General features: G+C 41.5%; 15 protein-coding genes and 1 pseudogene. 10 read left to right on the forward strand and 6 right to left on the reverse strand.

The features are described 5' to 3' along the window. Positions 1-58 precede the first annotated feature (58 nt). Positions 59-2,542, reverse strand: coding sequence for a right-handed parallel beta-helix repeat-containing protein (locus QME20_RS00610; protein ID WP_281715236.1), 2,484 nt, complete (start codon positions 2,540-2,542; stop codon positions 59-61). Positions 2,543-2,888: 346 nt separating this feature from the next. On the opposite strand from QME20_RS00610, the gene QME20_RS00615 reads away from it, so the two are divergent. Beyond that, the gene (locus tag QME20_RS00615; RefSeq protein WP_239240023.1) at positions 2,889-4,001 is read left to right on the forward strand and encodes a glycosyltransferase family 4 protein; all 1,113 of its coding nucleotides are present in this window, start codon (positions 2,889-2,891) and stop codon (positions 3,999-4,001) included. Here QME20_RS00615 and QME20_RS00620 read toward each other — a convergent pair. Both QME20_RS00620 and QME20_RS00625 read right to left on the reverse strand, forming a co-directional pair. Next, positions 3,993-5,132, reverse strand: coding sequence for a glycosyltransferase (locus QME20_RS00620; protein WP_281715237.1), 1,140 nt, complete (start codon positions 5,130-5,132; stop codon positions 3,993-3,995). The genes QME20_RS00615 and QME20_RS00620 overlap by 9 nt on opposite strands. 101 nt (positions 5,133-5,233) lie before the next feature. Then, positions 5,234-6,342, reverse strand: a protein-coding gene (locus QME20_RS00625) for an IS3 family transposase (RefSeq protein WP_281715238.1) whose coding sequence is annotated in 2 segments (ribosomal slippage) — positions 5,234-6,093 and positions 6,093-6,342 — 1,110 coding nt in all. Because the reading frame shifts where the segments join, the coding sequence is not laid out codon by codon here. 233 nt (positions 6,343-6,575) lie between these two features. Here QME20_RS00625 and QME20_RS00630 point away from each other — a divergent pair. The 4 genes and pseudogenes from QME20_RS00630 to QME20_RS00645 all read left to right on the forward strand — a co-directional run. Further along, positions 6,576-6,956 (forward strand): GtrA family protein, encoded by a 381-nt coding sequence (locus tag QME20_RS00630; RefSeq protein ID WP_281715239.1) that lies wholly within the window; start codon positions 6,576-6,578, stop codon positions 6,954-6,956. Between the two features lie 7 nt (positions 6,957-6,963). Beyond that, positions 6,964-7,896, forward strand: coding sequence for a glycosyltransferase family 2 protein (locus tag QME20_RS00635; RefSeq protein WP_281715240.1), 933 nt, complete (start codon positions 6,964-6,966; stop codon positions 7,894-7,896). Then, entirely contained in the window at positions 7,896-9,356 is a 1,461-nt protein-coding gene (locus tag QME20_RS00640) for a glycosyltransferase family 39 protein (RefSeq protein WP_281715241.1), read from the forward strand. The genes QME20_RS00635 and QME20_RS00640 overlap by 1 nt, the downstream gene beginning before the upstream one ends. Positions 9,357-9,594: 238 nt before the next feature. After that, positions 9,595-9,762, forward strand: a pseudogene (locus tag QME20_RS00645) (transposase); the annotation flags it as partial. 213 nt (positions 9,763-9,975) lie between these two features. Here QME20_RS00645 and QME20_RS00650 read toward each other — a convergent pair. After that, positions 9,976-11,472 (reverse strand): hypothetical protein, encoded by a 1,497-nt coding sequence (locus tag QME20_RS00650; RefSeq protein ID WP_281715242.1) that lies wholly within the window; start codon positions 11,470-11,472, stop codon positions 9,976-9,978. A gap of 349 nt (positions 11,473-11,821) precedes the next feature. Between QME20_RS00650 and pheS the strand changes: the two genes are divergently transcribed. The 5 genes from pheS (at position 11,822) to QME20_RS00675 (ending at position 17,246) form a co-directional block, all read left to right on the forward strand. Beyond that, the gene (pheS, locus tag QME20_RS00655; protein ID WP_012518127.1) at positions 11,822-12,802 is read left to right on the forward strand and encodes a phenylalanine--tRNA ligase subunit alpha; all 981 of its coding nucleotides are present in this window, start codon (positions 11,822-11,824) and stop codon (positions 12,800-12,802) included. 14 nt (positions 12,803-12,816) lie between these two features. Next, positions 12,817-15,204 carry a phenylalanine--tRNA ligase subunit beta gene (gene pheT / locus QME20_RS00660; protein WP_281715243.1) on the forward strand — a complete coding sequence of 796 codons (2,388 nt, stop codon included), beginning with the start codon at positions 12,817-12,819 and terminating at the stop codon, positions 15,202-15,204. Between the two features lie 3 nt (positions 15,205-15,207). Further along, positions 15,208-15,507, forward strand: a complete 300-nt coding sequence (gene ihfA, locus QME20_RS00665; protein WP_014949129.1) for an integration host factor subunit alpha — start codon at positions 15,208-15,210, stop codon at positions 15,505-15,507. A 114-nt stretch (positions 15,508-15,621) separates the two neighbouring features. Next, on the forward strand, positions 15,622-16,167 hold the full coding sequence (locus QME20_RS00670) for a hypothetical protein (RefSeq protein ID WP_061094790.1): 546 nt from the start codon (positions 15,622-15,624) through the stop codon (positions 16,165-16,167). A gap of 485 nt (positions 16,168-16,652) precedes the next feature. After that, positions 16,653-17,246, forward strand: coding sequence for a hypothetical protein (locus QME20_RS00675; protein ID WP_168533390.1), 594 nt, complete (start codon positions 16,653-16,655; stop codon positions 17,244-17,246). Positions 17,247-17,306: 60 nt separating this feature from the next. Here QME20_RS00675 and ybaK read toward each other — a convergent pair whose 3' ends face one another. Both ybaK and QME20_RS00685 read right to left on the reverse strand, forming a co-directional pair. Further along, a complete protein-coding gene (gene ybaK, locus QME20_RS00680) occupies positions 17,307-17,777 on the reverse strand; it encodes a Cys-tRNA(Pro) deacylase (protein ID WP_168533388.1) in 471 nt (156 codons plus the stop codon). After that, a complete protein-coding gene (locus QME20_RS00685; RefSeq protein WP_281715244.1) occupies positions 17,774-20,176 on the reverse strand; it encodes a penicillin acylase family protein in 2,403 nt (800 codons plus the stop codon). The genes ybaK and QME20_RS00685 overlap by 4 nt, the downstream gene beginning before the upstream one ends. Between the last annotated feature and the right edge of the window lie 89 nt (positions 20,177-20,265).

Here is a 20,265-nt window from a genome sequence, read left to right on the forward strand (position 1 = left end):
TAACTTACAGAAAAGGAAGCGATGGCTTCCTTTTTTTGTAAGTGTAATCAGTGAAGCTTTAATTAGATATCGTCAATTTTATGTCTGAGAATGTCACGCTGGCATTATTTTGAGACTTTTTCACATCATCGTAATCTAATACAAAGACAATATACTTAACATGACCTTGGATATATTTCCCAATGGGAAATGTTATCTCTGTAGCTGGAGCATTGAAAAAGCCTTGCGCGTCCACACCCCACGCTTGAGTTCCAAAAAATTGGATAATCCGGTTGGCGTTTTGTTTATTATCAGTTTCAAAGCCGATTCCCACTATTTCAGGGACACCCACAATTTCCAACGTGAGTTTCAATTCAGTCTTCTCGGTTATCTCGTAATGAATTGGCGCTTTTATCCAATTGTTTCCTGTTAATGTTAAAGTGTGTCGAGTTTCTTTAAATGTTTGACCATATTCATATTGTTGAGAAAATGAAGTGAACTTCAGTTCTTTTGTATCCAATAGCCATGTTTTGTTCTCTAACTCTTTAGGTGACATAGAAAATTGAATAGGCTCTGTGGATGTTTGGTTTGAGAAGTTGGGAATCAATGATGTAGGAGATGATTCCAACAAAGTAGGTCTATTGTCTTTGAGCATTTCAATATATGTTTCGTCATCTGAAAGTTCATTTTCGACAATATCATCCAAATTGAATTCATATCTAGCACCCACAATGCTTTCGTTGAAGCAAAGATCATTTATGCTCCTACTTTTGTAATATTTTTGTTCGTCATAAATACAAAAGCCAGATGCATTCCCAATATTTTTTGTGATGGTGATATTGTTTTGCATGTGAACCCAAAATGTATTGTCGCCATTGAAGTTTGAAGCGGCAAGGCCATTTCGGTTTGTATAAATGTAGTTTTCAAGAATTAAGTTCTGGCCAGCAGGTTGAGACATTAGCCCTCCTGCTTTTATCGCAGTCCATTCAGAGCCTCGCTCGTCACCTAAATCATGAATATAGTTATGGAAAATATAGTTTGGACCAAGTCGATTGGGTGCTACGCTTATACCAGTGTAGCCTTGGGTTAATTCATTATTGTAGAAGAGTACATTGCGCTGCCCACCGTCTAACTCTACAAGATCATCATTAGCAAAGGCTAAATAGTTCCCATAAATAGCGGAATCTCTAACAAAACCACCATTACGCCATGAATTTTGTCGGCCTTCTATAACGTCATTAAACCTGTTTGTATCAGAGCCATATAAGCGATTGTTTCTCACAATCATTTGGCCACGCAACGCCTCATCTGGGTGGTATGCCCAAACCAGTATGGCACTAGGACCATTGGGGTGGCCGTTTCCCCAGTGATTTGCGCTCAGGTTTTGGTTGTGTATTTCGCAATTCTCGATTACAGAAACGCCTGTCTTTTGTAAGTAAATACCAGAATCATAGTTTATTGGCGAGCTACTATTTTCGCTCTCGTACGCCTTTCCATTTTTGTAAACCCCCGCTTTTCGACCATACTCCGAAACGTCACATCCCTTTATCCAAATATTATGGGTTCTGTCTGCAAAAATTCCGTAGCGCTTACCACCCTTTATTATGAAATTTTCTAACATCACGTATGACTGGCGACCAATGTGTACAGCAGAAAGAAACTCATCACCTGCGTCAATGATGGTCCCGTCGCCAATTATTTTGGCATAACCGTCTTCACTACCATAAATATCTAGCTCTTCTAAGTTAAGTTGACCGCCATTGTAGATTTCTGAGAGGTAGTACACCTTATTTGGATCGATTGGAGGGCTGTTTGCACGAGTCTTAAATGTAAATGAATAACGCTGTTCATCGGATTCACTCTTGACCATTATTTCAACTTCATATTCAGTATCCTCATCCAAATATACTAAGCTGCCCGAAAGCGCACCGTAAACAGGCTCCCAAACTAAGCTCAATCCATCGCGCCATTGAAGTTCATTTAACTTTTTAAATCTGACGGTGTTGGTGCTGTCTTCGTTTTGATTGTATAAAACGATCCCGGCTGAGTTGATCAGAGGTGTGACAGAATTTTCTAGACCACTAGCGCTTTCATCAAAAACGAGGGTAGGGTCAAGATTCATTGACACGATGGCAGTCAGTATTAAATCCTGATCTAGGTTTTCCACGCTTTGCACCTTGCGCAGCAATGCATAACTGTCGATTGGGAAAAGTTGAATCAATAATTCCAATAATTCAGGTTTTGATTTAAATACTTTATCAGCATTGACATAGTCGTTGGTTTTGTAATTTTCTAGAAGCCCTGCTTCGTAAAGCTCAACAATGGAATTTGCATGCTTCTCTACCAAATTACTTGTTTTGACTCTGCCAAACGAGTGATTTTTTAATGCAGCAACTTTAGCTTCAGTGGCTTGATTGTCTAATTGAACTAATATTCGATGGAATAACGTACCTGGTTGATTGTAGAGTTGTTTAGAAGGTGAGGTTTTATTCGATATGCTACATGATACAAGCGCAGACGAAATGAATATAATAAGAAGAGGAACGACACAGTAGTTTTTCATGAGATAACCCTGGCAGCTAAAAAAGAAAGTGCGCTAAGATTTGTTCGCAAACTCTATAATTGCAAAGTTCCACGCGCAAGTTAATACTGCAACGATTTTTGTACGGTTAAGTCGCAAAAATCGTTTAGCTGATTTTTCATAAAAACAATAACTTCTATCTTTTTGATTTATAGAAATTTAAATCGATTCGATCAACATGTAGCATGGCAGTTATGCCGACTAGGCTTACCAGCAATATTCATTCTTTATGAGCTTCTATGTTTAGCGAGACAGATAAGAAGAAACAAGAGCTTTAAGTGTTGCCTTAAATACTAAGGCGTAATTTGGTTTGTGAAAAGGAATCAACATGGCTCATGTATGCGTGATTGGAACAAGAGGCGTGCCTTCTTTCGTTGGTGGAATTGAGACTATCTGTGAAAACCTCTACCCAACAATTGTAGGTCAACATCAAGATCATAGAGTGACAATTCTCGGCAGGCTTCCCTTTGAAGGACAAACAACCTACTCATTTAAAGGCGTCGAGGTGCGCGTTTTAAAAGCGCCAAGCATTAAAGGGTTAGAAACCTTTATTCACACATTTATCGCGTTGATTTACGCTAGACTAAAACTCCATCCCAAAATAGTGCATTTACACGGTATTGGGCCGGGCTTTTTCAGCTTCTTATCTCGATTATTTGGATTCAAGACCGTAGTTACTCATCACTCTCCAGACTACAAGAGACCTAAATGGCGCTGGTACGGAAAGTGGATTTTAATGGCAGGGGAGCTAAACACGGTTATTTTTGCCAACAAAGTGATCTGTGTAAGTAATTCTTTAAAAAACGATCTTGATAAGCGGTTTAGCTTCTTAAAAGGAAAAAGAACCACCATCAGAAACGCAGGTTCATTGATTGCTCACGAAAACTGGCCTGATGACAAGCAATTGTTAGCATCGCTTAATTTGAAACCAAATCAATACATTCTTGCTGTAGGGAGGTTAGATAAAACCAAGGGGTTTGATGATCTAATTCACGCATATGAGGCTAGCGATTTGACTAACACGAAATTGGTAATTGTTGGGTCCAATTATGAGCAGGATGACTATGTACTGGCGCTTATGCAGAATGAAAGTGAGCGAATAATTTTTGCCGGTACCAGAACCGGAGGTGAATTAGTCACCCTTTATAAAAATGCTTCAATTTTAGTAAACCCATCGTATATGGAAGGTTTTTGCTTAGTTGTTGCAGAAGCCCTGTCTGTATGTCTTCCTATTATTGCCAGCGACATAGGTGCGCACAGAGAGTTTGAACTTGAAGACGCATGTTACTTTACTAAGGGTGATGTAGATGCCTTAACGAAAAAGCTTAATACAAAGGATTACAGTTTATTTCGTTGTCGCAATGCAGAGGAACTGCAATCGAGCAATACATGGCAACTGAATGTCGACAGACATGTGTCACTTTACAACAGCTTACTCTAGTTGGGTGCGAATGAAAGACCAGTATTGTTCGGCCACCTTGTCTATATGAAAGTCTTTCGCGCGCTTTAGGCTCATCGCTTTGTATTCTTTTCGTAATGCCTCATTCTGGAACAAATTAATTGCATGAGTCAGTTCAACCCTGTTGTCGAGTGGGGCAAGAATGCCGTATTTTGCTATATGTACCTTATCTGAATGGAAATTAACATCTGCTGCAAGAATTTCCGCAGGTCCAGAAGGGCAATTAGTCATAATAGCAGGTAGGCCGATAGCCATGGCTTCCACCAACGCATTGGGAAAGCCCTCATTGTTTGACGCGGAAATATAGTATTTTGCCCTGACTAAAATGGAAAACGGATTTTCTGCGTAGCCCAGTAACGTTACTTTGTTAGATGCGTTTTGCTGGTATATGTAATCCAGTAACTCTTGTTTTTGTTCGCCATCGCCTAAAATACAAAGATGAGCAGACTCATCGGATTTCAAATAAGCATCAATAAGAAGCTTAAAATTTTTTGCTGGAGTAAGCCTACCAGTACTGATGATAAACGAATCGGGTAGTTCAAATTCAGGTTCAATTGCACATTTTTTCGAAATGAACTCAAGATCATAAGGATTAAAAATGGTGTATGCTTTATCGGTTGTCACAGAATAGTTTTCGACTAGATCAATGGTAACGCCATTTGAAACACCCACAATAGCATCAGCAAAGCGATAGAAAGCTTTCGGTAAAAGGCCCGCAACATGTCTTTTTAGCCCTTTAAATTGGTTGTCTAAGTGACTTGTTAAATGCATTCGCTCAAACAGCAATGCTTTATGTTTCTTTAAAAACATTCTGACAATGGCATTTGAAAGATTGGCTCTCACGAGAAAACTCGCCACAACACTAGGATTCGTTTTCTTAATATATTCGTTTATACCCTTGATGCTTTTTAAGGTAGAGCTTTTGCAATCCAATATGGTAAGTCGGACATGAGAAGGTAGTTCTCTCGCCATTGGTTCATTATCTAACAGCAAAACATGTACATCTAATCCTTCTTGTAAATGTGTTTGCCCTAATATATTGACGAGTGCTCTTTCCGCTCCACCTAAACGAATGGAATTGATAACAAAGACTACGCAACTTTTATTCGTCAATTCGATTTACCTCGAAATATGAACTCCCTGTGCTTTTCTTACTCCTAAAACTAACCACTCGCTTCATCTACTTTCTCCATTTTTGCGTGTCCACTTCCCCTTTAATGAGACAGTGTAAAATTAGAGTTTTCTAATTTTTCTCGGTAAGCTGCCGGAGGCAGGTTACCGAGGCTTTCATGCGTTCTTTCTTCGTTATAATCCAGTCGCCAGAACCCGGCCATTTCTCTTACCTGATTGAGGTTTTCAAACAAGTAAGCATCAAGGAACTCTCTGCGGAATGAACCGTTAAAGCGTTCAACAAAGCCATTTTGCTGTGGCTTACCTGGCTGGATATAGACCAGTTCAATATCATTGGTTTCACACCAATCCGTCAGCATCGCCGAAATTAGCTCTGGGCCATTATCCATACGCAGCTGAGTTGGTAGTCCACGCTCAGCCTTAAGTTGTTCTAACACTCGTACGACACGGCCAGCGGGCAAAGACGTATCGACCTCTATAGCAAGGCACTCCCGCGTGCCTTCGTCCACCACATTCAGTGTTTTGAACCGTTTCCCGCAATATAAGGTGTCATGCATAAAGTCCAACGCCCATTGATGATTAGCCTCATCCAGCACTTCTAATGGCTGGACTATTCGCTTGGGCAGTACCCGTTTAGTTCTGCGCCTCAGGTTCAATCCCATTTGGCAGTAAACTCGATAGACGCGCTTGAGGTTGAAGGGAAAGCCCTTGAACCTCATTCGGCCAAAACACTTCCAGAAGCCTGCTCGTGGCGATTTCTCCAAGACCGCATTGATAGCATCAATGACAGCAGCATCTACTTTGCGCCAGTCCCTCTCTTGACGATAAAAGGTCGCACGGCCAATACCAACGAACAGACAGGCCTTTACGATACTTAATCCTGCATCGACTAAGATGCTGACGCATTCTCGTTTCTCTGCTCTCACCAACCCTTTTTTGCGACAAGCTCCTTAATGGCGTTATTTTCTAAGCTGACATCTGCAAACATCTTTTTGAGCTTGGCATTTTCTTCTTCAAGCTCTTTCAATCGTTTGACGTCAGACGCTTCCATGCCGCCGTATTTAGACTTCCAATTATAGTAGGTTGCACTGCTGATACCATGTTGACGGCAGACTTCCTCAACCTTCATACCTGCATCAACTTCTTTTAACACCCCGATGATCTGAGATTCTGTGTAGCGTGATTTTTTCATAGTCGTCTCCTGCATTAATCATTGCAGAAAACTCCAATTAAGTCTGTCTCAAATTAAGGGAAGTGGACACTTTAAAGATCTACAGTCTTAGTCAACAGAAATATATAGAATTAAGAAGCGTAGAATGTATACTGGTGTTTCTGTCACTTACAGTCAGCAATGTTGTTTTGTGGCCACAGCGCCGACTAAAACCAACGGTTTGATTGTCTCATGTTTGATGCTAGGGAATGGCTTTGCACAATTCAAAACGCTTTTCAGCAATTGCACTCTTTTCAAAATTTGCATCTGTCGGTGTACTGAATACAGCTATACATTGGTTGTCATTTTTTGCATTAACCTATCTTGGGTATGATCAAGCTCTTTCGAATCTTATTGCTTTCTCTGTCGCAGTAACATTTTCTTTCTTCGCGAACAGCAAGTTCACTTTCAATTCAAAAGTTTCTGTAAATCGCTATCTTATATTTACCGCTTTTATGGGCTCTTTAGCATTCTTGTTTGGCTTTTTGGCTGATGCCTGGAAACTACATGAGGTAGTTACTCTAGTCCTGTTTTCTGGAACGAGTCTGGTCGTTGGCTTTTTGTTTTCTCGATATATCGTTTTTAAAGAGGTTTAAGTAAACCATGGACAAAATTTCGCTTGTTGTTCCCGTGTTCAATGAAGAAGAAGTTATAGATATTTTTTATGACAAAGTTAGAACAGAGCTAAGCCGATACCAAGTTCAGATAATCTTTATAGATGATGGCAGTTCTGACAAAACACTTGAAATCATTTCTCGAATAGCTGCTAGTGATGAAAATGTGAAAGCACTTTCCTTTATAAAAAACTTTGGGAAAGAACCCGCGCTATTTGCCGGTTTAGAGCACAGTGATGGTGACGCCGTTATTCCCATCGATGTGGACCTGCAAGATCCAATTGAAGTTGTTCACGAGTTGATTGCAAAGTGGCGAGAGGGCTATGAAATGGTGCTCGCTAAACGCGCCAATCGAGATTCAGATACTTACCTCAAACGTAAAACAGCCCAGTGGTTTTACGCTTTTCACAACAAAATAAGCAATACCAAAATAGAAGAAAACGTTGGCGATTTTAGGCTTTTAGATAAAAAGATAGTTCAAAGTATTATCCAACTCGAAGAGCGCAATCTCTTTATGAAAGCGATCTTATCTTGGTGTGGCGGTAAGACTGCAATTGTTGAATACACCCGCGATGAACGTGTAGCTGGTACGACAAAGTTCAATGGCTGGAAGTTATGGAATCTGGCATTAGAGGGGATCACAGGTTTTTCTACAGTACCTCTGAGAATGTGGACTTATATTGGCTTCGCTATTTCTTCGTTGGCGTTTGCATACGGGATGGTGATGATTGTTGAAAAGCTTATATGGGGTAATGATGTTCCGGGCTACCCGTCTTTGATGGTATCTGTTCTCTTCCTTGGTGGGGTTCAGCTTATAGGTATAGGCGTTCTTGGAGAATATATAGGTCGCATTTATGTAGAGACTAAAAAACGACCTAGGTATATTCTCAATACTATTCGTGATGGTAGGGATATTGAATAATGTTACCGGTTTCTGAAAGGTTTAATGAAAAGTATGTCATTTTATTTTTAGTGGCGATTTCGTTTGCTGCGAGATTGCTAGGTGCGGGTTCCTATTCCTTGTGGTTTGATGAGGCTTTAAACTTTCGTATTGTTAGTAATGCCTGGAATGTATTATGGATCTCAAACTATGATCCAACACCTCCTCTCTATTATTCTATACTTAAAGCTTTTATTAGCCCAACCACCTCTGAGCTTACCATGCGTTTACCGAGTATAATTTTTGGTACGCTGACAGTTCTAGTATTTTATAAAATATGTAGAGCGTTTTTTAGTAATATAGACTCTTTTTTGGCCAGCATCCTGTTCTGCTTGTCGATTCATCAGATAGAATATTCTCAGGAGGCTAGAGCATACGCCACTCAGCTATTTTTCGCAGTATCAGCTTTGTATTATCTGATAAAAATAGTATTAAAACAGTCAAAAAATCTGACTGATTACTTTTTGTATGGATTGTTTATATTATTAGCGTTATATACGCATAATATTTCAGTGTTTTACGTAGTCGGATTCAACATTATATTCTTTATTCATGTACTCAAAGATAATGAATACTCGAAATTTAACTCGTGGTTGCTAATAAATAGTATCGTGTTTTTAGCATGGCTTCCGTGGCCGATTGCAACTGTGCTATCTGGGGAGGGAAACTCCTTCAACTGGTTAAAGCATATATCGTTCAGTCAATTTATTTTATCAACGGCGAAATCAATAAAAGTCTCGGCAGATCCAGACTCGGTGAAGCCATGGGATTTCATTTTTATTGTGGCTATGGTAGCTGGCTTTTGGCAGGCATTTAGGTCTAAAGAGCGTAATCTGCTCCTTGTGATTTTTTCATTGAGCTTCGCGCTACTATTTTGCGTTTGGGCTGTAGGCTTCTACAAGCCCGTCTTTATGGATAGAACAATTATCGGTTCTACTTTAATTGCATATTTGCTAATAGCAGTCTTCCTATCGTGCACTATTAAAAAGGTAAAGATAGTGGGGTTTGGCACCCTTTTTATTATTCACCTAATAGCATATTTCAACTTTTATACAGAAAGATATTCAGAGAACGAACAGTGGAAGCAAGCAGTTTCTAAGCTGGAGTCAATAGGGGCTGATAAGTTATTAGTTTGTACACAATCGCCATCTTGGGTTCTAAGTTATTATAATAATTCAGGATTAGAAATTTACTTCTTTAAAGAGTCGGCTAATGGATTTTATGAGACTGAGGCGACTATGCTAAAAAAAATAGAAAGTAAAGAAAGCGATGCTTTCCAAGATTTAAAACGTAAAACGTTTCAGCCTGATGAAACTTTGTATTTCATTGATAGCCACTGCTCTAAAGAAACGCGGGCAAAGTTTAACAATATGTTTGTGTTGTCGGGAGTTGATACCGAAAACTATCGTCGAATTAAAATCTATTCTGCGAGGATGCAGTAAATTTGGCTTAAGGCGATTAAAATATTTATAGGGGAAAAAGAAATTTAAATTACAAGACAAGTCCGTGGAGTACTTAGATGCTGCGAAAGGCATTTTATTATTCTTTGTCGCTTGATTATTTCCTTGAAGCATTTGCTCATTGCTAGCTTATGATCGTTTAGAGTTGGCCGCTACCCCAGAAACAACGCCATGACATTCATGAAATTTTTAATAAATTGAAGATAATGTAGATCCTAAAATGAAGAAACGTTACAGGAAAAAGCAAGTCATCATGATTATCAAGCAGCATGAGACTCGCGCTGAGATGGACGATATCTGCCGTGAGATGGGTATTTCATCAGGAATATCTTATATTTGGCGCAGCGAGTATGCGCGCGCCGAAGTCGATGAAGCAAATCGCGTAAAATAGCTTGAGTCTGGAAACCCTAAGCGATAAAGGGGGCTAACTCGCAACCTTCTCGAAGTTGAAACCTAGCTATGTATGTTCAATTGTTATGCTTTACCATCGAGGATTACAGCTTATAGTAATTTGTATGTAAGGGAGTATAAAGGCTATATTTACACCGAGATAGAAAGGCGGCCTCGATACTTTTTTTGAAGTCAAATCTAATTCCGTATTTTAGTTGCACTCATCGTTGCCAGCTAAAATAATATCTAATTCTTCAGGCTTGTCTTTTGATGTTCTGTTATCAAGAAGCGTCTTGCAAGCAGATGGCAGTTTATTAACTGTACAAATTCTACCTTCATCATATAAGCTGTAGTCTTTGCAGAATAAATCATGGCTCGTTAAATGGTTGATATGGCCTCGATTTGCTTTGTACAAAATAAATCTTGCTAAGTTACGTTCTTTCCATGGGAGTCCAAGGTTGATGTTTAGCGATTCGTTTTTAACTATGTCTATAGCTTCGCTAATAATTTTATTTCGCTTACTGACTCTTTCTGTGAACTCAACGAAGCCAGTAATAGTTATCGCCGTAAAACCTATGAATGTGATAGAGACGTAAGTTAAAAATTTACTTTTATCCGTTGACACGATATATATAGGGAAAACAAGATAAATTAGATAGTTATAATAAGTAAAGATGTTAGAAGCCCCAATTGACTGGCTTACTAAAAGACAGTACAGCGCCATAGGAATACAAGACAATATTAGAACGGCATAGAGGTCAAATCGAGCCCTAAGAGTCATAAATACCAAGATGGCAGAAATTACAGCCAGTTCTATATAATTCTTACTAACATACGCTGCAAGGCTCTTGTCTCTTTTTGCTACATAATCAGGGTTTATTTCTCCACCAAGAAGGAGGAATGAGAGAAGCCATAGCAAGCATGGTATAAGAAATAACGTCTCTATATAGCTTAAAGGGCTTTTTAAATAATCGATAAATACTGAATAGTTGAGGGCTTTTAAAGCTTTAAAGTTTGTTAAAATAAAAAACAAGCCCAAGAACGAAGCAGCGTAAAGTATCGTAGTCTCTTTAAAATAAAGCGATACCAAAAATGATGATAGGGAAAGAAATAAAGCTAGTTTTTTATCCAAATTGCCCCTCATTCCCAATCTAAGAAAAAGAACACTTGTACAGAAAAACAAAAGAATATTTCTCTCAGAATAAATTGCCGAAGAGTATATATTAACTACGGGAGGCGCAATCGCAATTAAACTCAGGAAAACAAGCCTTCTGTTTTTAGGGATAAAATCAAATGCGAAGTAGGCTATCGTTAATAAACAAATAAAGTGAAGAATCAAATACACTTTTAACGCAGTAAAACTGTTAAAAACCTTCAGTAAAATGGCATTGTCTACGTGAGATAGAGGGAAGAACCGACCATTCCATATTCGTAAACTTATTTCATTTTCTATGAGAAACCTTAATTGCACAGACATTGAATCATAGTCGACATTAAAGTCTGTGAAGTTATATGTGCTCAAGCAAATCGAAAAAACACCGGATATCAACATAAGAAATAAAACTGTTATTGAGACATCTTTGTCTTTTATATCTGACTTATTAGAAATCTTTAGTTTGTTGAAGTTAACTGAGGAAAACTGACTAGTTAGATAAAGAAGTACTAAAGAAGCGAATAAAAATATGACAAGAGCTGCTGATGTAGACATCCAAATCCCTTTAAGTGAATCAACAGATTTAGTCTGTAAAAGACGGTAAGTTAATCGAGTGAGCAAGGTTAAACTCGATAATAGTATAATGCCAAGATTAATTGCTGTTTGGTAGAGCTTTATCTCGGAAATAAACGAAAATGAGACCTTACCTCGAGGCGAGCTTTGCATATGTCGTATATGACGTTCACTCTTGTTCCTACAAAATTTCGCCATTATCAGCTATATAGGGTAGCGGTAATGTCTGTCACTCGTGTAAACTACCGCTTTTATTTCAGGCAAGCCTTAGCGCACAGAATAATTCTTCCTATGCTTTGGCCATGCAGTCATCATGTAAATTGAGGAAAACATGGAGCTTGACGCTATTATCAATCAGGCACAAAGCCAGATTGACGCTGCACAAGATGCAGCCACATTAGACCAAGTTAGGGTCGAATTCATGGGTAAGAAAGGTAAACTTACCGACTTACTTAAAGGGCTTGGAAAGTTATCTAACGAAGAACGTCCTGCCGCAGGCCAAAAGATTAACCAAGCTAAGCAGGTTATTCAGCAAGCTATTTCTGCAAAAGGTGAGTTTTTACGCACTGAAGAGCTTAACAAAAAGCTAGCAGAAGAGGCAGTAGATGTAACGTTGCCTGGTCGCACAGAAAAGCCAGGAAACTTACACCCGGTTAGCCGCACGATTGCACGCATTGAGTCTTTCTTTGGCGAGCTTGGCTTTTCAGTTAAAACTGGCCCTGAAATTGAAGATGGTTTTCACAACTTCGACGCGCTGAACATTCCTGCGAATCACCCAGCGCGTGCCGACCACGATACCTTTTATTTCAACCCAGACATGATGCTTCGTACGCAAACCTCTGGTGTTCAAATTCGTACTATGGAAGCGGAAAAGCCTCCACTGCGTATTATCTCGCCAGGGCGCGTGTATCGTAACGACTACGATCAAACTCACACGCCAATGTTCCACCAAGTGGAAGGTTTGATGGTTGATAAGAACGTTAGCTTTACCGACCTTAAAGGTATTTTGCACGACTTCCTACATCACTTCTTTGAAGAGTCACTAGAAATTCGCTTCCGACCGTCTTATTTCCCGTTTACTGAGCCTTCAGCTGAAGTAGACGTTATGGGTAAAAACGGTCAGTGGCTTGAAGTATTGGGCTGCGGCATGGTGCACCCAAATGTACTTAAAGCTGTGGGTATCGACCCAGAAGAGTACACAGGTTTTGCCTTTGGTATGGGCGTAGAGCGCTTAACTATGCTTCGTTACGGTGTTAACGACTTACGCGCGTTCTTTGAAAACGATCTTCGTTTCCTTAAGCAGTTCAACTAAGGCAGAGAGTACACATGAAATTCAGTGAAAAATGGTTAAGAGAGTGGGTTAACCCGTCGCTGTCGGCACATGAGCTGTCTGAACAGTTGAGCATGGCTGGCCTAGAAGTAGACGGCGTTGAGCCAGTAGCAGGCGATTTTAAAGGCGTGCTAGTAGGTGAAGTCGTTGAGTGTGGTCAGCACCCGAACGCCGACAAACTGCGCGTAACTAAAATAAACGTAGGTGGCGATGAGCTACTTGATATCGTTTGCGGTGCGCCTAACTGCCGTCAGGGCATTAAAGTAGCAGTTGCTGTTGTTGGTGCTGTATTGCCAGGCGACTTTAAAATTAAGAAAGCAAAGCTTCGCGGCGAGCCGTCATTCGGTATGCTATGTAGCTTCTCTGAGCTAGGTATTAGCGACGACCACGATGGTATTATCGAGCTTCCAGCCGATGCACCTATTGGCGCAGACATTCGCGATTACCTTGGACTTGATGACAACGCAATCGAAGTTGACCTGACACCAAACCGTGCAGACTGCTTGGGTATTCGCGGCATTGCCCGTGAAGTTGGCGTGCTTAATAACCTTGACGTTTGCGAACCTGAAGTAGCAGCGGTAAACGCAACTATTGAAGATAAATTATCAATTACGCTAAGCGCTGATGACGCATGCCCGCGTTATTTAGGCCGTGTGGTTAAGGGCGTTAACGTTAAAGCAGCGTCACCACTATGGTTAGTTGAAAAGCTACGTCGCTGCGGTATTCGCAGCATCGACCCCATTGTTGATGTGACTAACTTTGTATTGCTAGAGCTTGGCCAGCCAATGCACGCGTTTAATCTTGCTAGCATTGAAGGCAACGTTAACGTGCGTATGGCAAAAGAAGGCGAAACGCTTACGCTACTTGACGAAACCGAAGCTAAACTGCAAAGCAATACTTTGGTTATAGCTGATGACAACAAAGCGCTAGCAATGGCAGGTATTTTCGGTGGCCTACACTCAGGTGTAACTACTGAAACTCAAGACATTTTGCTTGAAAGTGCTTTCTTTGGCCGTGATGCCATTATGGGCCGTGCTCGTCAGTACGGTTTGCATACCGATGCATCGCACCGCTATGAGCGTGGTGTAGACCCACAGCTTCAGCGTAAAGCCATGGAGCGCGCTACTGCACTAGTACTAGAAATTTGTGGTGGTGAAGCTGGCCCTGTTGTTGAAGCAGTCGCTGAAGATAAGCTACCTAAGCAGGCTACGGTTACGCTTCGTCGCGAACGTTTATCTCGCGTACTAGGCATTAGCATTGACGATGCAAAAGTAACGGAAATGCTAAACCGCCTTGGTTTAGACGTAACGCAAACTGAAGCCGGCTGGGAAGCAGTTGCGCCAAGTTATCGTTTCGATATTTCAATTGAAGAAGATTTGATTGAAGAAATTGCGCGCGTATACGGCTACAACAACATTCCAAACGTGGCGCCAAAAGCAACTTTGGCAATGTTGCCTTCGCAAGAAGCTAAGCTTCCGCTAAACACAATGAAGTCGTTGCTACTTAGCCGCGGCTACAATGAAGCGATTACTTACTCGTTTGTAGATCCTAAAATTCAAAACGCATTATTCCCAGACGTGAAAGGCATGGTGTTACCACACCCAATCTCTTCTGATATGTCGGTAATGCGCGTAAGTTTATGGCCGGGTTTGCTAGGTGCTACTGCTTATAATCAGAAGCGTCAGCAACAACGTGTTCGCATGTTTGAAACCGGATTACGCTTTATTCCTCAACAAGATGCGCCTAATGGTGTATTGCAACAGCAAGTAATTGGTGGTGTAGTAGCAGGGCGTCGTAATGAAGAACATTGGGACTTGGGCGACAGCCCGGTTGATTTCTTCGATGCAAAAGCCGACGTTGAGGCGTTATTGGCACTTACAGGCAGGACCGGTGAGTTCCAGTTCGTTACAGGGCAACACAGTGCGTTACACCCTGGCATGACGGCAAAAATTTTGCTTAATGATGAAGAAGTTGGCTATATTGGTGCTATACACCCGCAGTTCACTAAATTGCTTGGTGTTAACGGCCGTGTATTTGTGTTCGAACTAGTGGTAGATGCCATTACTGATCGCAAGTTACCGTCAGCCGTACCAGTATCGCGCTTCCCATCGAATCGCCGTGATATTGCTATTACGGTTAAAGATGAAGTGCGTGTAGGGAATGTTCTTTCTTACATAGAAAATATTGGCGTAAATCAACTAGTTGCTCTAAACTTGTTCGATGAGTACAAAGGCAAGGGAATTGAGCCTGGCTATAAGAGCCTTGCTTTGTCACTTCATTTACAAGATCCGGATAAAACCTTGGAAGAAGCTGAGATTCAGCAAGCTGTAGATACTGTGGTTAAAGGTCTGGAATCTGAGTTTGGGGCCGCGTTAAGAGAGTAAACTATGGCATTGACCAAAGCCGAGATGGCTGAACACCTATTCGAGAAACTAGGCATTAACAAGCGTGATGCGAAGGATCTGGTAGAGCTTTTTTTCGAAGAGATTAAAGGCGCTCTGGAATCTGGTGAGCAAGTAAAACTGTCAGGTTTTGGCAACTTTGACCTGCGTGATAAAAATGAACGTCCTGGCCGCAATCCAAAAACCGGTGAAGACATTCCAATTAAAGCACGTCGTGTGGTTACATTCCGCCCGGGTCAAAAATTGAAAAGCCGAGTTGAAAACTCTGCACCTGTCGACCAATAATCTTTAGGTCGTTACAATACTGAAAAAGAGCGGGGTCTCTCGCTCTTTTTGTATTGCTTCTTTTATACAGTGCCGTCGCACTGGTTTTCATATGCAATTTCTTTGGAGGAAAGTGTGAAGAAAGCACTTGTCGTTCTTGCTATTATTGTTGCTGCTACGTTCTCATGGTTTGCTTATCTGTCGCTAGATGCAGACAAACGAGACCAAGACGCAGCGCAAGTTCCGCTAATCACAGTCATGGAAATTCTTCACGCTAGTGATTTGCAGCAAGGTGTAAAGCAAGCGGTTAAAGATGGGAATATCGAAGTAGTAGATTCTTGGATGGTACAGGCCCGTGAAGTAGGGCAGGCTGCCAACCTGACATCTGAAGATATGGATTATCTTAATTCAGAGACCGCCAAAGACTACGTCGTATTCAATGCTAAGCGCCAGCTGTACAACGAAGCGTTTGAAGCGCGTTATTATGCGTTGGAAGAGGTAGAAACGCTTAAAGAGCAGTATCCGGAAGCCAAGGACTTGTTTGCTCGTACTGATGCGCTGATTGAAAAGCGTGACGCTATTATTCAACAAATTGCTGTAGCTATTTCAGGAAGCGAACAGCCTGACGAAGCAGCGCTTGAAGAAGCACGCAAACAGTGGTTAGCGCAAGCGGCCAATTAGATTATGATTTAAGTTATAACTTAGGCTATTGCTCGCGCTGCACTCAAACACTCACCAGAAACCTATACCACAGACCAGCTTCATACCCCTTCCTACTTTTCGTACTATAAATTCGTTGAAATCTTGATTTGAAAATGTACGCAATTTGGCGTACATTTGTCGTGCGCGTGGAGTGCTGGGTGCGTTACAAGGAAATAAAGCGACAGGTCATTGACTGTCTAAATAAAGGATACGTTTCCCATGAGCAGAGAAACGATATTGACGTTAAAAATTTATTGGCAATTGGGCAAGTGTCGCTTGAGGAAGTTGCCGAAATTATAGGTCGAAGTCGAGGAAACGATTATTCTTCCAGCCTTCATCATTTTGATAGCAGCATTACAGTACACGTAATTAAGACAAGGCTAGCCGGTCACAATTGGTATGTTAAATGGTATTACGTAGAACCGAATAGCGTTTTTATTAGCGTCCATCATTAAGGAAAAGATATGAAAATTTTCAAAGTCGGCGAGTCGCTGAAAGCGGCATGCAGCACGTGCCAGTCATTTGAAAATGCGACATTTCAACTTAGAGATGTTCCTTTCAGTGATGGTACGGGAGTGGTTAAAAAGGTTTTGGTGGGGGTATGCGATAAGTGTGAAAGCGTAACCGTGTTACCTCACCAATCTACACCTGCGGTTAAACGTCAATATGAAGCAAAGCGAAAGCCAGTGGAAGGGCGTTTACCTGCGCATTTAATCGATATTCTAAATTTAGCGACAATGGAAATTGGTGCAACTACAGACTTTGTTCCAAGCATGATGAAGTACTACATTCACTCATTGTCTGAAGATGAAAAATCAGCAAAAAAGATAGCGAATTACCTTCAAAGTGACTTGGCAAAAGGTAGATCAGAAAAGCGCCTATCGCTAAAAGGGCGCAAGATTTTCGAAGACATAGAGCATCTTAAGTCACTCTCGCACATAGAAAACACCACTGATTTACTGAAAGGTATTATCCTCAAGATAAACGAAGATGTGCTGATTAAAAAAAGGCTTAAATCAATCGAAAACCTTAAGAACATAATGGCGGCAGTCGCATAACCAAAAGCTGCATTGTGAGTTTTTGCTAAAGTAGCTAACGATATATTGGCTTGTGCTAAGTTAACTTACCGAAATATCCGCAAATTTAGCGCTTGTTAGCAAAGCTAAATCGGCAGGAGAAAGCGCCACTTCCAATCCTCGTTTTCCAGCGCTTACATGAATAGTTTGCAGATTTTCAGCGCTTTTATGAATAACGCTCGCTAAGCGCTTTTTCTGCCCTAATGGGCTTACACCACCAAGTACGTAGCCTGTTGCAACCATTACTGCATTTGCTTGCGCCATTTCTACCTTTTTAACACCTAACGCTTTGGCCATTTTCTTTTCGCTAAGTTTGGTGTTTACAGGGACCACGGCCACGGCAAGCTTGTTGTTATCTGTACTCACTACCAAAGTTTTAAAAACGGTATCCGCGTCAAGGTTTAGCTTCTCAACCGCTTCTAGCCCGTAAGATGCCGCATTTGCGTCGTGGTCATACTTTAATACCGTGTGCGCGATACGTTTTTTGGTAAGTAGTGTGATTGCAGGTGTCATTCAACCTCTTTTCTATAAAATGTTCGGCTGTATATGGGCTCATTGGGGAGTAACGGTGTAGCAGCGTGCGTTGCGTAGTCGTTAAATCCAGTTGTAAAAAATTTTGACAGTGGGTGGCCGGATTGTCCGCCAGGTAGTGTTAGAATGGCATCCTCTAAATGGCCAGGGCTGACAAATAGTCGCTCAGAGGCACCAAAACTAGGTGCTTGTACAGCGGGCATGTATGTATCACCAAAACCTTCTACTTGTTGCATGTTTAACATATCACCAACTAGAGGAATTTGATCAGCAAATGGATGTTTAACAGAAAGTGAGTTCACCTTGCCCCAGGCTAATGTTTCCATATTAGCTTCTACTGGTGAATACTTGTCTAACAGCTTGTGTTTGGCGCGCCTGTAAGCGTCTACAAGTAGCTCGTCGAAGCTTTCAGTATCGTTAGGTAGCCAAGAGTCAGGCTGACTATGAATAAGTTGCCACACAGCAGGTTCAATGCCACGTAAGAGTGCACGGCTGTTTACACCTTGTTGGTCTAACGTTGAAAGTACGCCTCCAAAAAGGGTTTGTACCACTTCCTGCCTAAAGTGCTTAACTAACGTGTAGCCAACCGAATCTTCACATGCGCATTCGTCCCATGTGTTTAGGTAAGCGAGGTCGGGTTTAAATTCAATGTCTTGCATATTGAGCAGCCCATACAAAAGGTGCTGCCAAGGAATAAGAAAGCGGGCATGATTATCTAACTGAATGGCGTAAAAGTCAGTCTCAGTAAAGGTGTCTTTTTCAAATAAACGGTCTCTTATTTGTTGTCCGCGAGCACCTAGCGCGTAACCACCGTCGCCCCAGACTTTGAAGTCATCAGCTGAAATTACTCTGGCATTTGCAGTCCATATTCTTCCCATATCGGGGTTTAAAACCATGGGAAGCTTTGATGCGCGCTTTGGTGGTGTGTTTACTGCTTCTTGTTCTTTTATAGCAGTGAATGAAGCCTGCTGCCTTTCCATAACTGCGCCGCCAGGAAGCCAAGCCGCATTGCCGCTTTCATCAACAATCACGAGGTTTTGCGTGGGAATAGCAATGCGTTGGCCCATCTTTATCGCTGCTTGGACATTTTTTGCATTGCCGAAGTTTATTATTCCCAAGTTCGCAGCAAACGGATGATGCGCTACCCAATTAAGCGCATAGCGCTTGCCATTGAGTTCTTTCACTGGCCCATACGAGCTTACTTCAAACTCAAATGTGTGCTCACCATCAGGTAAAGGAATACGCTCTGTTACCGTACTTGTGGCCGTCGATTCGCCTAGTTCAATCCAATCTACATTGTCTAAATTTGCATTGGTAAAACCCCAAGCGATATGGCCGTTGGTGCCTACAACTATGCCAGGAATACCCGGCAGGGAAACCCCGGTTATTTGTACATCGCTGCCCGATTCTTGATAGTTAAGCTGGGCGCGATACCAGATGATGGGAACCCGCAAGCCTAAATGCATGTCGTTTGCTAAAAGGCCTGCGCTTGTCGTGGTGTGACTCCCGGTCACCGCCCAGTTATTGCTACCAATATCAGGAAGCTCAGTACCGTTATATTGTGCACGGGCAATAGCAGTATTGTCGTTATCTTTTAAGTACTGAGTAGTCGCGTCTTCAGGCTCTTGCTTAATGCTCTCGCCATTACTATCTTCTGGTGAGTGAGTAATTGGGCGTAGCGATGCAGGGTACTCTGGAATAGGTGCTTCAAGCAGTGGTATCTCGCTGGCATCAAGCGCTGCCTGATAATTACTTGGCTGAGTAATGAAGCTGTATAAATCATTCCCAAATGTTGAAAGCAGTGCCTCTCTTGCTAAATCAAGCTCTACTTGGCTACCTTGTAAATCCAAATACATACTGTAAATCACAAGAATACTGTCGGTGGGGCGCCATTGTTTTATATCAACGCCTACAGCTAGGTATTCAAAAGGTGGCAACGTATACTCAGACAATGCGTCATTTACGCCGTGGGCGTAACGTACAAGTAGTTCTTGTTGTTTTGAGGGAAGGTTATCGAATACGGCTTTTGCTCGTTTCTCAAATTGATGAAAGCGGGCTTTTTTATCGATATCTAGGGCAATGTCGCCCACCCATTGTGACAAACTGCCCGATGCGGCGCGGCGCTGTAAATCCATTTGAAAAAAGCGATCTTGAGCATGCGCAAAACCCAGTGCATAGGCTGCGTCGAAAATATCGTTGGCTTTAATAACAGCTTGGCCTAGTTCGTCACGGCTTAGCTCAGTAGGTGCGTTTACGTGATAGGTGGCGCTATTTCCGTCAAGTGCGGGCAAACTCATACGAAGCGAGATGTACAATCCCAGTACCGTTAAAAAAAGCAGTGCTAAAACACTTAAAACCAACCACTTGAACCAATTTATCACGTGTAAAACTCCCTATTTTTCTCTATCCTAACCACAGAACTTGCAAAATTGAAGTGATGTTTTATGACACATACTAAGGCGGTGCCGTG

The sequence above is a fragment of the Alteromonas sp. CyTr2 genome (genome assembly GCF_947311905.1).
Taxonomy (GTDB): domain Bacteria; phylum Pseudomonadota; class Gammaproteobacteria; order Enterobacterales; family Alteromonadaceae; genus Alteromonas; species Alteromonas macleodii.

Bases quoted from the DNA above. Each gene is read 5' to 3' on its own strand.
- QME20_RS00610 (WP_281715236.1), bottom strand. From the start codon at position 2,542: ATGAAAAACTACTGTGTCGTTCCTCTTCTTATTATATTCATTTCGTCT.
- QME20_RS00615 (WP_239240023.1), top strand. From the start codon at position 2,889: ATGGCTCATGTATGCGTGATTGGAACAAGAGGCGTGCCTTCTTTCGTT.
- QME20_RS00635 (WP_281715240.1), top strand. From the start codon at position 6,964: ATGGACAAAATTTCGCTTGTTGTTCCCGTGTTCAATGAAGAAGAAGTT.
- QME20_RS00640 (WP_281715241.1), top strand. From the start codon at position 7,896: ATGTTACCGGTTTCTGAAAGGTTTAATGAAAAGTATGTCATTTTATTT.
- QME20_RS00650 (WP_281715242.1), bottom strand. From the start codon at position 11,472: ATGTCTACATCAGCAGCTCTTGTCATATTTTTATTCGCTTCTTTAGTA.
- pheS (WP_012518127.1), top strand. From the start codon at position 11,822: ATGGAGCTTGACGCTATTATCAATCAGGCACAAAGCCAGATTGACGCT.
- pheT (WP_281715243.1), top strand. From the start codon at position 12,817: ATGAAATTCAGTGAAAAATGGTTAAGAGAGTGGGTTAACCCGTCGCTG.
- ihfA (WP_014949129.1), top strand. From the start codon at position 15,208: ATGGCATTGACCAAAGCCGAGATGGCTGAACACCTATTCGAGAAACTA.
- QME20_RS00675 (WP_168533390.1), top strand. From the start codon at position 16,653: ATGAAAATTTTCAAAGTCGGCGAGTCGCTGAAAGCGGCATGCAGCACG.
- ybaK (WP_168533388.1), bottom strand. From the start codon at position 17,777: ATGACACCTGCAATCACACTACTTACCAAAAAACGTATCGCGCACACG.